The 14,491-nt window shown below is 40.0% G+C and carries 14 protein-coding genes; 8 read left to right on the plus strand and 6 right to left on the minus strand.

The window, feature by feature from the left end:
* Nucleotides 1-243 precede the first annotated feature (243 nt).
* Both B2X72_RS14480 and B2X72_RS14485 read right to left on the minus strand, forming a co-directional pair.
* A complete protein-coding gene (locus tag B2X72_RS14480) occupies nucleotides 244-1,401 on the minus strand; it encodes a FecR family protein (protein ID WP_088163046.1) in 1,158 nt (385 codons plus the stop codon).
* A 46-nt stretch (nucleotides 1,402-1,447) separates the two neighbouring features.
* Nucleotides 1,448-1,975, minus strand: a complete 528-nt coding sequence (locus tag B2X72_RS14485) for an RNA polymerase sigma factor (protein ID WP_070569139.1) — start codon at nucleotides 1,973-1,975, stop codon at nucleotides 1,448-1,450.
* 364 nt (nucleotides 1,976-2,339) lie between these two features.
* Here B2X72_RS14485 and B2X72_RS14490 point away from each other — a divergent pair, with 364 nt between their 5' ends.
* Genes B2X72_RS14490 through mnhG form a run of 7 tightly spaced genes read left to right on the plus strand, consistent with a single transcriptional unit; the run spans nucleotide 2,340 to nucleotide 8,082 of the window.
* A complete protein-coding gene (locus B2X72_RS14490; protein ID WP_286850157.1) occupies nucleotides 2,340-4,649 on the plus strand; it encodes a putative monovalent cation/H+ antiporter subunit A in 2,310 nt (769 codons plus the stop codon).
* Nucleotides 4,650-4,705: 56 nt separating this feature from the next.
* The gene (locus B2X72_RS14495; RefSeq protein WP_046671608.1) at nucleotides 4,706-5,128 is read left to right on the plus strand and encodes a Na+/H+ antiporter subunit B; all 423 of its coding nucleotides are present in this window, start codon (nucleotides 4,706-4,708) and stop codon (nucleotides 5,126-5,128) included.
* Nucleotides 5,128-5,484, plus strand: a complete 357-nt coding sequence (locus tag B2X72_RS14500) for a Na+/H+ antiporter subunit C (RefSeq protein WP_046671609.1) — start codon at nucleotides 5,128-5,130, stop codon at nucleotides 5,482-5,484. The genes B2X72_RS14495 and B2X72_RS14500 overlap by 1 nt, the downstream gene beginning before the upstream one ends.
* Nucleotides 5,481-6,989 carry a proton-conducting transporter membrane subunit gene (locus B2X72_RS14505; protein ID WP_286850159.1) on the plus strand — a complete coding sequence of 503 codons (1,509 nt, stop codon included), beginning with the start codon at nucleotides 5,481-5,483 and terminating at the stop codon, nucleotides 6,987-6,989. Before B2X72_RS14500 ends, B2X72_RS14505 begins: the two co-directional genes overlap by 4 nt.
* A 19-nt stretch (nucleotides 6,990-7,008) precedes the next feature.
* Entirely contained in the window at nucleotides 7,009-7,467 is a 459-nt protein-coding gene (locus B2X72_RS14510) for a Na+/H+ antiporter subunit E (RefSeq protein ID WP_227550155.1), read from the plus strand.
* Nucleotides 7,464-7,739: a monovalent cation/H+ antiporter complex subunit F gene (locus B2X72_RS14515; RefSeq protein ID WP_046671612.1), complete on the plus strand. Its 276-nt coding sequence runs from the start codon at nucleotides 7,464-7,466 to the stop codon at nucleotides 7,737-7,739. Before B2X72_RS14510 ends, B2X72_RS14515 begins: the two co-directional genes overlap by 4 nt.
* Nucleotides 7,732-8,082, plus strand: coding sequence for a monovalent cation/H(+) antiporter subunit G (gene mnhG, locus B2X72_RS14520; RefSeq protein WP_046671613.1), 351 nt, complete (start codon nucleotides 7,732-7,734; stop codon nucleotides 8,080-8,082). Before B2X72_RS14515 ends, mnhG begins: the two co-directional genes overlap by 8 nt.
* 61 nt (nucleotides 8,083-8,143) lie before the next feature.
* Here the strand turns inward: mnhG and B2X72_RS14525 are convergent, their stop codons facing one another.
* Entirely contained in the window at nucleotides 8,144-9,235 is a 1,092-nt protein-coding gene (locus B2X72_RS14525; protein ID WP_075994296.1) for a lactonase family protein, read from the minus strand.
* Between the two features lie 482 nt (nucleotides 9,236-9,717).
* On the opposite strand from B2X72_RS14525, the gene B2X72_RS14530 reads away from it, so the two are divergent.
* Nucleotides 9,718-11,067 (plus strand): peptidylprolyl isomerase, encoded by a 1,350-nt coding sequence (locus tag B2X72_RS14530; protein ID WP_075994297.1) that lies wholly within the window; start codon nucleotides 9,718-9,720, stop codon nucleotides 11,065-11,067.
* 77 nt (nucleotides 11,068-11,144) lie between these two features.
* Here B2X72_RS14530 and B2X72_RS14535 read toward each other — a convergent pair whose 3' ends face one another.
* The 3 genes from B2X72_RS14535 to der form a co-directional block, all read right to left on the minus strand.
* Nucleotides 11,145-12,119 carry a DUF4440 domain-containing protein gene (locus B2X72_RS14535; RefSeq protein WP_286850162.1) on the minus strand — a complete coding sequence of 325 codons (975 nt, stop codon included), beginning with the start codon at nucleotides 12,117-12,119 and terminating at the stop codon, nucleotides 11,145-11,147.
* A 30-nt stretch (nucleotides 12,120-12,149) separates the two neighbouring features.
* A complete protein-coding gene (gene cysS / locus B2X72_RS14540) occupies nucleotides 12,150-13,616 on the minus strand; it encodes a cysteine--tRNA ligase (protein WP_112374933.1) in 1,467 nt (488 codons plus the stop codon).
* A 21-nt stretch (nucleotides 13,617-13,637) separates the two neighbouring features.
* Nucleotides 13,638-14,491: ribosome biogenesis GTPase Der (der, locus tag B2X72_RS14545; protein ID WP_286850166.1), on the minus strand; the 854-nt coding region annotated here is incomplete at its 5' end.

The following is a 14,491-nucleotide window of genomic DNA, read 5'->3' on the forward strand; positions in this document are numbered from 1 at the left end:
TTTGCAAAATCGTGGGTCTTGAGGGATCAAGGACCACCTTTTGCTAAGTGGTAAGTTATTCATACATTTACACTTTGTGGTTAATTGGGATTTAATTGTTCATTTTTAGATTTTAGGACCTGATGATCGCATCTTTTTCTGAACAGGGATGCTGCAACATTCCTGTTCTCTTTTTTAGGTCATTGCTTTTGATGTATTATTTTATCATAGGCGCGCTATTTTCTTTTTATAAATTGTTAGTCCTTAACTTTTGGTAGCAATAATCAATTTATTACCTTCTACTTCAAATTTTAGGTTACTGACATAGGATAACATCTCCAATACTTGAGACAATTTTACATCACGCTCAATACTTCCGGTATACTCTTTGTCCAGCTGCACATCACCTCGGAAGGTAACATCTAGATCATACCAACGTGATAATTGATGTGCTATATTCGTTATCGTTTCCTTTTTGAAATAAAATTCATTGTTGTGCCAAGCAAGATCATGGGCCAGATCTGCTTTTCCCTTAACTAAGTTGTCTTTAAAAGAAGAAGCATATTCACCAGGAAATAATTCTACCCGTTGATCATTTTGACGTACCTCCACTCTCCCCTCTGCTAAAGTTGTTCGAACATGATCCGAATAAGAATTAATATTAAAATGCGTTCCGAGCACTTTAATTTCATTACCTTTCGATTCCACAATGAAAGGTTGATCTGACTTGGGGGTAACTTCGAAATAGGCTTCTCCATCCAAAAAGACTCTACGTTCTTTCGGTGAAAACTGCGCAGGAAATTTCAATTGAGATAGCGCATTCACCCAAACTTTTGTTCCATCAGCCAAAGTCATCTTATAGAAACTTGCTTTTGGAACAATCAATGAGTTGTATTGCAATGGGATCGTTTGATCTATTCCCTTAACGATCAACTCATTGCTATTCCCGATTAGATTATTGTTTTTAGTCAAGGTTTTAGTGGAATCACTATTCAAAGAGAGCCTGGAGCCATCAGCCAAGACTAATACTGCACCACTTGTTGCAGGAGCAATATCTTGCTTTTTTGAAACTATTACACTTTTATCACCCGAAAAGAATGAGGTAAAATCACCTTTCCATAATAGAAAACCACCTAACAAGAATACAATAGATGCTGCAATGCTTAAGGACCATTTCCGAAAAGATCTCGCGCTGTTAGATTCTTTACTTTTCAACCGCTCCCATGCTTGATTTACATCCAACTGCCGAATAACGGCTAAATCTTCTGCTATATTTTCCGCTTTTCGGAAGGACTCTAAAAGCTGCTTATTTTGTGAACTGGCATTGAGCCATTCATCAAGCTGCACTTGTTCCTCTGCTGTCAATTGACCACAAAGGAATTTCTGTATTAAATCAGTGATATGTCTTGTGTTTTCTTTCATCAATTACCATAAAGAAACTTAAGACGAAGAAAAGGGTGACAAGAATTTAAATATTTTTTAACAAAAATATAATAAGGGGTATAAACTCGGGATTCAAACGTTTGAGCAACATTTTCATGCCTCGTTGCTTTTGTGTTTTTACAGTATTGATACTAATTTGCAGCTCCCGTGTAATTTCAAGATTGGATAAACCTTCAAGATAACCAAGCCGAAAAACTTGTTGACAGGCGAAAGGCATTTCCTCAATAATTTTATATATTTCCTGAATGACCTCACTGTGAATCATATTCAATTCAAGCGCAGTATTATCTTCTTCGGTAAAACCTACAACATTCCAATATTTTTGACGGACCTTTTCATGACGGATATGATTATAACAAGCGAAACGCACAGAACTATAGAGATAGTTCTTTATTGCAATCTCATTATCACTGACATGATCAGTATTTTTGAAATAAGCAATAAAAGAGTCTTGTACCAGATCTTCTGCTAGAGAAAGGTCACCCACAATCTTCCAAGCAAAATGGCAAAGTCCATTATAGTGTGTCTTAAACAATACTTCTTCTTTCTGCATAGTTAGATCTCTTCCACACTCTGATTCTATTATTTTTATAGATGAGATTATTTAGGGTAAAAAACACATCCAATTGAGGATGTTTAATAATTGTATCGTAAAAATGCTCTTTTTTTTTGTCAATCCCAAATAATAATTCTAAACCCGAATTTATTCATCTCTAAATTGCTAAACTAGTTTTGTTTTTTTTCCGACAAACAAAACAAAATTCCTGCTTTTATCATTTATAGAGAGAGAAAACGGTCAAAAACTAGCATTTTTTCGCTTTTTTTTACTATATTGTAAACTTTCAAAAAACCTTCATCGCCGTATAAGCATTGGCAACGATGAAATGTAGAAGGTTAAAAATTAAAACAAAGACTACATGCTATTTACTGTTCTTTCAGGACTAATAACATCGAGCCTTATTGTTCCATTTGGTCGATTCCTAAAAACCAAATGGGGTTTTATTCTCGCATTCTTACCGGTACTTCTATTTCTATACTTTACGCAATATATTGTACCTATTGGTCAAGGCTCCTATTTCGTACAATCAACATCGTGGGTGCCCTCCTTAGGCATCAATCTGGATTTTAAATTAGATGGACTGTCGCTACTTTTCGCCTTATTGATTACTGGGATCGGATCCTGTATATTCTTTTATGCGAATGCCTATCTCAAAGGTCATCGGTATATCGATCGATTCTTTGGCTACCTCTGCCTTTTTATGTCGGCTATGCTGGGGCTTGTCCTGTCGGACAACATGTTACTATTGTTTATCTTCTGGGAACTGACCTCGATCAGCTCATTTTTTCTCATTGGATTTAACAATGACAAAAATGATTCTCGCAAAAGCGCACTGACTGCACTATCCATTACTGGGTTGGGTGGTTTTTTTCTACTGGCAGGTTTTATTTTGCTGGGTAATATTGCCGGTACTTACCATATTACAGCACTCATCGGCAAAGTATCAATCATTCAGCAACATCCACTCTTTCCCCTGGTCTTTGGCCTCGTAGCACTTGGAGCGATTACGAAATCAGCACAATTCCCTTTCCATTTTTGGTTACCCGGTGCTATGAAGGCGCCAACACCTGTGTCAGCCTACTTACATTCGGCAACCATGGTAAAGGCCGGAATCTACCTTTTGGCCCGTTTTTCACCGATACTAGGGGGCAACCCGATCTGGATGTATTCCCTCATGGCCATTGGTGGCCTCACGATGCTTTATGCCGCATTCCATTCGCTTTTCAGAACAGACCTCAAGGGAGTACTCGCTTATTCAACCATATCCGCCCTCGGTATTTTGGTTTTCTTATTGGGACTCGGTACCAAGGATGCTATTATCGCTGCAAGTGTCTTTATACTCGTACATGCCCTATATAAAGCCGCATTATTCTTGATTACGGGGATTATAGACCATGAAACGGGAACGCGAGATCTTACAGTCTTGCGGGGGCTACGCAAGGTATTAATGCCTGTCGCTATCGCAGGTCTCCTAGCGGCACTTTCCAGTGCAGGTATTCCACTTACATTTGGATTTATTGGAAAGGATCTGATTTACGAGGCAACACTACATGCCACACCCGATTTATTTCTCTATTTGACCGTCGCTGCAGTAGTAACAAATATACTCTTGGTCTCTGCTGGATTTATGGCCGGCATCAAACCTTTTGTGGGTAAGCTACCCGAGCAATTTAATACAATCCACCTGCCCTATAAAGCCATGTGGATCCCACCTCTACTTTTAGCTATATTAGGAGTTGTCTTTGGGTGCATCCCAGGACTTGTCGGCGAATGGATTGCCGGACCTACCGCAACAAGTATACTCGCAAGCCGCGAAACATTTCACCTGAAAATCTGGCATGGCTTTAATTTAATCCTGCTACTAAGCGCTATTACAATTGCCGCTGGTACGTTGCTTTATTTCACAAACAGGCCCAGCGAGAAAAAATTGGCTTGGATTGCAAATTTCAATAAGATTTCTCCTGAATATATCATCCAATTATGTGCGCAGGAAATTGTTTTGTTCTCTACTTTCTTCACCAACAAAATGCACAACGGCTATTTGCGTTCGTATCTGTTGAAAATTATCTTATTTGCCGAATTATTGATCGCCTACCAGTTATACCTGGGCGGGCCACTCCATATCAAATGGGAAACCTTATCTCCAGTGAGTTTCTACGAAGTCACCACAGTCTGCATTTTGATCGGCGCCATTGTACTCACCATCCGCACCTCATCCCGTTTAACAGCCGTAGTAGCCACCAGTGTTGTAGGCTATGCCATATGTCTTATTTTCGTGTTTTACAGTGCCCCAGATCTAGCGATGACGCAATTCACCATTGATACACTCACGGTGGTACTCTTCGTATTGGTACTCTTTAAGCTCCCTTCTTTTCTGAATTTGGCCAACCGACGCACTATCATTCGCGACGCCGTGGTCGCTATCGTTTTTGGAATTTTGCTATCCATGGTCGCACTCCGTGTACTCCATGAACCAACAACAACTAATATCAGTGATTTCTATGGCGATTATGCTTATGTGCTTGCTAAAGGAAAAAATGTCGTCAATGTAATACTTGTGGATTTCAGAGGTTTTGACACCATGTTTGAAATTGTAGTATTGAGTATTGCTGCATTAGGGGTATATAGCTTATTAAAATTACGTTTAAAATCCTCTGATAAAGAATAATGATTGATAAAGGTTATGCACAAATGAGCTGATAACTCCTTGCTAAATAGTAACAAATGAACAGTACAATATTACAGACCGCTACGCGGTATTTATTACCGATACTCTTACTTTTCTCGGTGTTCCTTCTACTCAGGGGGCATTATTACCCCGGCGGAGGTTTCGTTGGCGGCTTGGTTGCTTCGATTGCCTTTGTGCTGCATAGTTTTGCCTTTGGTCCTCAAAATACCATGAAACTGATTCAGTACAAACCCCTGTCACTCATCCCCATCGGATTGGGGATTTCGGCCATAAGCATGTTCTTACCTGCATTTTTTGGCTACCCCGTCATGACCGGGCTTTGGCTGGAAGAGAAAATCCCCGTTATCGGGATGATAGGAACCGCCTTATTTTTTGACCTTGGTGTATACTTTGTTGTCATCGGTGTTGTCCTGACAATTTTATTTACAATTGCTTTAACTACTGAAGAAGAAGAATAATGGAACTGATACTCGTGCTATTGATCGGCATCCTTTATGCTGCCGGAATATACCTCATCTTGCGTCGAAGCATGGTGAAATTGTTGTTGGGGATTATGTTGCTGGGCAATGGTACCAATATATTGATCTTCTTATTGGGAAATATTATAAAAGGTAAACCACCCATCATTGGCCCCGATCTGAAGGTATTCACCGATATTTATGCGGACCCGATTCCGCAAGCACTTATTTTAACGGCCATCGTGATCAGCTTTGGCCTAACCTCCTTTGCCATCGTTTTACTCAAGCGTGTATATGCATTGCTGGGGACAGATGATCTGGATGATTTGAACACGCCTGAGGAAGAAGATATATGATAGACAACCACATTATTGCCACGATTATCGTGCATTTATTTATTGCTATTGTCCAACTGATGTTGTGGCGCAAATCCACTGCACAACGTTTTCTGAGCGTTGGCGGAAGCTTGCTCGCACTTATTCTTGCCTTTAAACTATTCTTCAAGGTTTATGATGATGGTATTTTGACCATGAATGCAGCGAATTGGAAAGCTCCTTTTGGGATCGTTTTTGTTGCCGATCTATTCAGTAGTACCCTTATTCTCCTGACTTCTATCGCAGGTCTGGCAGTCTCCATCTTTTCCTGTGTCGGTGTGGGGCGCCAGCGCATACTCTATGGTTATTTCCCGATCTTTCACTTTTTGATGATGGGGCTCAATGGGGCTTTTCTAACCGGTGACATCTTCAATCTGTATGTATGGTTTGAAGTTATTATTATTTCCTCTTTTGTGCTGATGACTTTGGGGGGCAGAAAATCCCAATTGGAAGGTGCCGTAAAATATATGGCCATGAATATTCTGGCTTCCACATTTTTCTTAACAGGAATAGGTATACTTTATGGTATTTCAGGCTCATTAAACATGGCCGACCTGGCCCTGCGTATTCCTAAAATACAAAATCAGGCTTTAGTAGAAATTACAGCAACATTTTTCCTGATCGGTTTCGGTATTAAATCCGCCGTATTTCCACTCTATTTTTGGTTACCGTCCTCTTACCATACGCCACCTTCGGCCGTAGCAGCGACATTTGGAGGCTTATTGACCAAGGTTGGGATCTACGCCTTGTTCCGGGTATTTTCCTTACTATTTATTCCCAATCATTTTACCAAGGAACTGCTTATCGTCTTAGCCATATTGACTATTCTAACGGGTGCTTTTGGCGCACTGATCAAAACTAATATCCGAAGGTTGTTTTCTTATTTGATCGTTTGTCATATCGGTTTTATGATTGGCGGACTGGGCTTATATAGTAAATGGGCTTTATTGGGGGCAGTATTCTATCTGATTCATGATATCATGGTCAAAACGAATTTATTCCTCATAGCCGGTGTTATACGACAACTCCGCGGCACCATGGATATGACTAAACTGGGCGGACTTTATGCCCAATACCCAAAGATTTCATTACTTTTTGCCATTGTTCTTTTTTCACTGGTGGGCATCCCGCCTCTCTCGGGCTTCTGGCCTAAAATCTATCTATTCAAAGATGCCTTCCACTTAGAGAAGTATGCTTTCGCGGGAGCCCTGATTATTGGTAGCTTTATCACCTTGTTTGTCATCGCCAAAATGTGGGCGCAGGTATTCTGGAAAGATGCGCCTGATCCGGAAATCATTGAGGACAAATTTGCGGGTATGATCGGCTATAAAAGAACAATGCTCATACTGCCTGTTGTTATTTTGGCTTCTGCGTCCCTGTATATCGGACTCAACGCCGAAGCGATTATCCATGTCGCGGATCAAATCGCTACACAATTATTGGACACATCACCTTACATAAACGCTGTATTAGGAGGGCAGAAATGATATGATCAAACAGTTTTTAATGAACCTCATGCTATCCTTTATCTGGGTCGCATTGACGGGATCGATGTATTACACCAACTTCCTTTTCGGCTTTATGTTGGGATTTGGTATCCTCTGGCTTATGAACAGGAATGAGGTGGACCAACGCTACTTTTATCGGGTCCCCAAAACATTGAGTTTTATTCTTTTTTTCCTGTGGGAAATGATTGTTGCCAATGTGCAGGTTGCCTACGACGTGATAACCCCCAAGTTTTTTATCAAACCTGCGATTGTCAAGTATCCCATGGATGCAAAAACCGATTTGGAAATTAACCTGCTTTCAACCTTTATCTCGTTGACACCCGGCACACTCATCCTCGACGTAAGTGAAGATAAAAAAACGCTCTTTATTCACGTCATGTACATGAAAAGCAAGGAACAGTTTGTTTCTACCCTTAAAAATAATGTTGAACGAAGACTTTTAGAACTCTTAAGATGACTTTAAATAGCTATTTTGATTATGTGATCCTTCCGATCTTGACTATCTCAGTCATACTGGCTTTTATTCGTCTGTATAAAGGACCCCAGATATTTGATCGTGTTATTGCCCTAGATCTCATTATCACCATCGGAATTGGCATTATTACCGTTTATAGTATACGAACTTCGCAGGAAGTGTTTTTAGACATTGCCATGATCTTGGCGCTTATCGCATTTCTTGGTACGATCGCATTTTCATTTTATTTAGAAAAACAAAGCAAAGATGATTGATATTACTTTAGCCATTCTCAGTACCATCGGGGCCTTGGCCATACTATTTGCGTCTATTGGCATCTTGCGGATGCCCGATTTTTATTTGCGTCTTTCGGTTACGGTAAAGGCGGCAACGCTGGGTGTGGGACTTTTACTTATCTGTGCGGCAATGACATTCCCGGATGTATCCGTAACGACCAAGGCTATAGCTATTGGATTTTTTCTGATCCTAACGGCTCCGGTTGCAGCACACATGATTGGAAGGGCTGCCTATATACAGCGGGTAAAAACATGGAAGGGAACCACCTTAAATGACCTTGAAAAGGAAGGTAAATTAGATTGTAGAAAAGAAGATTTTTAAGAAAAAACGCATACGGTTTTTCCTAAAAATCTTCTTTTCTTATTCGAACTTCTTTTCTGGATTAGAAGATAATGCAAACTGGTGCTGGTACAGCAATTTCTTTTCCAGTATCTGTCAACAAACCCGTTTTAGCATCCCGACTAAACAAAACAATGTTGTTGGTATATTGATTGGCGACCAAAAGATATTTCCCATCCGGAGAAAGGTTGAAATTACGCGGACCTTTACCTTTTACTGAAAGATTCGCTATTTTCTTCAATTCTCCATCCTTTTCTACCGAAAAAGTAGCTATCGTATTGGCATCGCCACGGTTGGTCGCATACAGGAATTTTCCATCAGCAGAGATCTTCATGTCAGCACCGCCGTTACTTCCTTTAAAACCTTCGGGGTTAATATCAAAAGTACTTTGATACATCCATGCATCGCCATCTTTCTTATACGATGCAATTTGACCGGTCATTTCCAATACGACATACAGGAATTTCTCTTTCTTATCAAATACAATATGTCTAGGACCGCCACCAGCAGGCGTAAAGATATCTTCTGATTCATCAGCAAGACTATAGGCATTTCCAGTTTTATTCACCGGATAAATAGAAATCTCATCCAAACCAAGATCTTGGACGTACAACTTATCCCCTTTATTGGAGAAAAAAGTAGAATGTACGTGTGGCTTTTCTTGGCGAACGGGGTCCACTCCCTTACCCTCGTGTTGTATTAATCGTGCTCTTTTGCTCAAAACACCATTACTTTCTAAATCAAACAGCGCTGCAGAGCCGCCTGTATAATTTGCTACAGCGAGCAAGCTACCCTTAGGATGTACTTCAACAAAACAAGGCGACTCCCCTCCGGAAGGAAGTGAGTTTAGAAAAGTTAAATGACCGTCCTTAAAAGAATAGGCAGAAACAGTCCCCTCTTGATTTGGAACCTCATTAACGGCATAAATAAAGTTATTATTTCGCGCTAAAAAGGATGGATCTTTACTTTCTTGCGTGCTCGACAAGGTTGTTTCACCAGTTTTAACATCAAAATTATAAATATAGATGCCCTTGCTCGCGGTTTTGCTCGTATATGTGCCCACAAACATGGGAATCTGTTGCGCAAAACTAGCAAGAGGTAAAATTGTCATCAAATAAATAAATGCTTTTTTCATTGAAATTATTTTATAAATGTAGCTACTCATTTGTTGAATGAGACCGTTACATCAAGTTTGTTTCTAAATTATACGGGCCCCTACTTAAATTCACCCATTCATCCTCCGTGTGAGGATCTAAAAACCCCGCTATTTTATAGGCGTAAATATCGTCAATAGACTTGTTAAATTTGGTTAAAACCGTCCTTTCTAATAGGCAAATGCGTATTTTAGCACATCAATTTTAACAATTCTAAAATCGCCCATTTAAAATATTGGGAATACAAAAATATTGTTAAATAAAAGTACGAATAATTCATATAATCTGATAATTTTGTGCTGTTGTTCAAAAAAGTATATATTGAACACAATTACTACGTATACCGCCGAAGGCAGCGTGAATGCTTGTGACAAAAAAATAAATGATGAACAAATAACCGAGTGAAACGAATTCATTTATACAAATGAAGATCACTCATAAATATCATAAATAATTTATACGGATGAAAAAAAACATTTATATATTGTTTTTATTGCTGTTTGCATCAATTCAGGCCAGTCTTGCGCAACGTCAAGTTATTGATCGCGTTGTAGCAACGGTTGGATCGGGCATTATCTTACAGTCCGACGTGGATATGCAATATTCTCAATGGTTAGCGCAAGGGAATAAACCTAATGAAAATTTTAAATGCGGCGTACTTGAGCAGTTAATCATTCAGAAGCTGCTTTCCCAACAGGCAGTAATTGACTCTATAGATGTAACGGAAACCGAAGTTGACGATAACCTTAACTCCCGCCTACGTCATATGTCACAACAGGCAGGAGGGCAAGAACGTCTTGAAAAATTCCTCAACCGCTCTTTATTGCAATACAAAGAAGAAATGCGTTCAAGTGTTTTTGAGCAATTGAAAGCTAACAAAATGCAGCAAAACATTGTTCAAAAAGTAGACGTAACACCATTGGAAGTAAAGCGTTATTTTGAAGGCTTGAATAAAGACAGTCTGCCTTACTTCAATACCGAGGTAGAAATCGGTGAGATTGTGATGATGCCCAAATTGACAGATGCAGAAAAAAAAGAGCAGCGAGATAAGATTGAAGGTATCCGCAAGCAGATTGTAGATGGCTCAGACTTTGGTACAATGGCTCGTATATACTCGCAAGATCCCGGATCTGCCCCTTATGGTGGTGATTTAGGTTTCGGCACACGTGACAACTACGTAAAGGAATTCTCCGCGATGGCTTTTAAATTAAAACCGGGAGAAATTTCTCCAATTGTAGAATCCAAATTTGGCTTTCATATTATTCAGGTACTCGAACGACGGGGCGAAGAGGTGCATACACGCCATATCCTGATGAAGATCAATCCTGGTACTGCTGCGTTGGAAAGAACCAAAAATAAATTGGACAGTATCTATAAACTGGTTGTTGACAAAAAAATGGATTTCTATCACGCTGCTACAAATTATTCGGATGCAGAAGAAAGCAAATTCAATGGGGGTATGATCCTAAATCAAGAAGGCTCAAGCCGCACAACCGTAATTCCTATGGATGGCTTGGAAAAATCAGTATTTACAGCAATCGATCCCCTAAAACCAGGAGAATACTCCAAACCAGAGCAATTTACAGACAAAATGGGCGATGTTGGCTACCGTTTCAATTACTTGAAAACACGTATTCCGCCGCACAAAGCAAATTTGGACGAGGATTTCACCAAAATCAAAGAGGCTGCCAGACAAGATAAAATCAATCGCAATCTAAGTAAATGGTTCGATGATAAATCGAAAACAACATTTATCAATATCAGTGACGAGTTTGGTTCATGCGATGAATTGAAAAAATGGAAAAAACAATAAGTGTACAACACTTATCCTATAAAAAAGGGCTTGAATAGTATATATTCAAGCCCTTTTTTTATTTGGCAATCGTCATGCTATTTCTCAAACATCATCTCGATCAGAATATTCCAGTTCGCTTTCTTCACATCATCCTTCGCCAATTCGCTCAGTTGCCAGATACGAATATAATTATACTTCACCACCTTATCCTTTTGTCGTACCGTTGCAGTTCCTTTTGTATAGGCAAAATCGCCACTATACGAACGTTTTACTTCTTCCGGGACTGTTTCTATCGTCATCCGCTGTTTTTTGAGATAAGCCATCATTGTGGCCTTTCCTTCCATCGGACTGGTCCAAGGGAACAAAAAGCGGACATCCTCGCTTAAAAACTCCTTATATGCGGTTGGGTTATCGGCCTTCAGAACTGTTGACATCAATTTGTCTGTTTCCAGGACAATATCTTCACGCTGATTTAATCGCACTTTAGAGCGATGCTTCAGATACCACGAATCGGTAGGTTCGATATATTCAAGATCAAATTCCCCATCCTTCCCGTTGTTTTCAACTTCGGCCCGAATATCGACCAGCCACTTACCCTTTTTGTTGCGTTTCCAGACAGTCAAGTATTCTCCATGACGCAATCTTGCACCTACTTTCTGAAAGTCCATAGACCCCGAAGTCACACCAAACTCCTGACTTTTAGCAATCAACGCAAAGGTAGGCTGCCAATTTAAAACATCGGGAATATTTGGTCTATTATTCAGATAGTTATAGGCATTTACTGCCGATGGGACATAAAACGTAGATTCCTTATCAATGATCGAAAGAAACGCCTGGTGTGGCGTAGACGCTTTCGCCAAGGCAGCAGCATCCTTATCGGCCTGCAATAGGCTTCCAACTTTCTCAGGTATCTGCGCATATAGTGTTGTACCAGCAACACTCATCAATGCGACGACGGATAGCCTATTCCAAAAATTCATATGCAAAATGATCTTTCTTTTAAAGGTGATATGGAATATCCATTGGTTTCCACGATAAGGTCTTTTCCCAATAAGAATATTCCATTGCATTCCTCTTGTATAAATTCGATTTCTTATCTATCAAATCTTATTCCAAAGTGTTCCTTCTTTGCTATCTTTCAATTGAATTCCAATAGAATTAAGCTCATCACGAATACGATCTGAGGTGACGAAGTCTTTATTTGCTTTTGCTTCATTACGTAGCTTGATGACCAGATTCATGACGTCATCGATATCATCGGATGCTGAAGTCTGATCGTTTCGAAGGCCTAGAATATCCTCTACAAATTCTTTCATGAATAGTTTAAGGCCCTCCAATCCTTCTGCCGTTACTTTCGCTTTACCATCATAAATCGAGTTGATGATACGTACAATTTCAAATAATTCAGCAATGAGTACAGGGCTATTAAAGTCGTCATCCATAGCCGCGTAACATTTACGGCGAATTTCAGCCAAATTGAATGAATCAGCACCTTTCGACACCTTCAATTTGTCTAATAGACTGATTGCAGTCATCAGCCTTTTATACCCCTTGTCGGCCGCATCCAGCGCCTCATTGGAGAAATCCAACGTACTTCTATAATGGGCCTGTAACATAAAGAAACGTACAGCCATCGGCGAATAGCCTCTATTCAATAAGGGATGATTTCCAGTAAATAGCTCGCCCGGCAAAAATCCATTCCCTGCAGATTTGGACATACGCGCACCGTTGACAGTCAACATATTCGTGTGCATCCAATATTTGGCAGGGCTCGTATGGTTACATGCTTCGGACTGTGCAATTTCATTGGTATGATGGGTTGCTGCCAAATCCATTCCACCGCCATGAATATCAAACTGATCACCTAGGTACTTTCTGCTCATGGCCGAACATTCGATATGCCAACCTGGAAAGCCGACACTCCAAGGTGCGGGCCAACGCATAATCGTTTCAGGTTTTGCTTTGATCCACAAGGCAAAATCCAAACGCCCTTTTTTCTCATCCTGACCACTCAATTCTCGGGTATTATTGAGCATATCCTCCAATTTACGATTGGTCAATATCGTATAATCGTATGTTTCAACGTATTTTTCAACATCAAAATAGACTGTACCATTCCGCTCATAGGCATAACCATTCTCGATAATCTGTTCGATCATTTCGATCTGCTCGGAGATATGTCCTGTCGCAGTAGGCTCAATACTCGGTGGCAACGTATTGAAAAGACGCAATACGTCATGAAAACCTATCGTATACTTTTGAACGATTTCCATCGGCTCCAATTGTTCCAATTTTGCTTTTTTTGCAAATTTGTCATCCCCTTCATCACGATCGCCTTCCAAATGCCCCGCATCTGTAATATTGCGCACATAACGCACTTTATAACCAAGATGACGCAGGTATCTAAAAATCAAATCAAAAGATACAAACGTCCGACAGTTACCCAAATGCACATCACTGTATACGGTGGGTCCACATACGTACATACCAACGAGGTTGGGATGAATAGGTTCGAATTTTTCTTTTGTTCGCGAAAGCGTATTGTATAAATAGAGATTATGGTCCATGTTTAATCGCTGCTTGGAAATCTATTTTTGTCTGAAATATATTTGAATTGGCACACCTGTAAAGTCAAAGTGCTCACGCAATTTGTTTTCAATAAAACGTTTGTATGGATCTTTGATGTATTGTGGCAGATTACAGAAGAATGCAAACATCGGCGTCCGTCCAGGCAACTGTGTTGCATATTTAATTTTGATATATTTACCCTTTAAGGATGGGGGTGGATAATTCTCGATAATATCCAACATCACTTCATTCAACTTGGAAGTCGGAATCTTTTTGGTCTTGTTGGCGTATACCTTATCCGCAACTTCCAACACCTTAAGGACACGTTGTTTTTCGGTTACGGAAGTAAAGATAATAGGCACATCTGTAAATGGTGCTATTTTCTCTTTGATACGATCTTCGAAAGCCTTCATTGTCTTATTGTCTTTTTCGATCAAATCCCACTTATTGACAACAATGACAATACCTTTGCGGTTCTTCTCCGCCAAGTTGAAAATATTAACGTCCTGCGCTTCTAATCCATCCTGTGCGTCAAGCATTAAAATTGTCACATCAGAATCTTCCAAAGCTTTGATGGTACGCATCACCGAATAAAACTCAATATCTTCATTTACCTTGGACTTACGACGAAGACCTGCTGTATCGATCAATAAAAAGTTATGTCCATATTGATTGTAATGTATACGGATTGAATCACGTGTTGTCCCGGCCATTGGCGTTACAATATTGCGATCTTTGCCGATCAAGGCATTTGTCAAGGAGGATTTACCCACATTCGGGCGCCCCACGATGGTATATTTCGGTAAAGATTCTTCTTCTTCCTCTTCCACTTCAAAATGAGAAACAACAGCATCCAACAATTCACCTGTACCGG

The organism is Sphingobacterium sp. UBA7253 (assembly GCF_002472745.1).
Lineage (GTDB): Bacteria > Bacteroidota > Bacteroidia > Sphingobacteriales > Sphingobacteriaceae > Sphingobacterium > Sphingobacterium siyangense.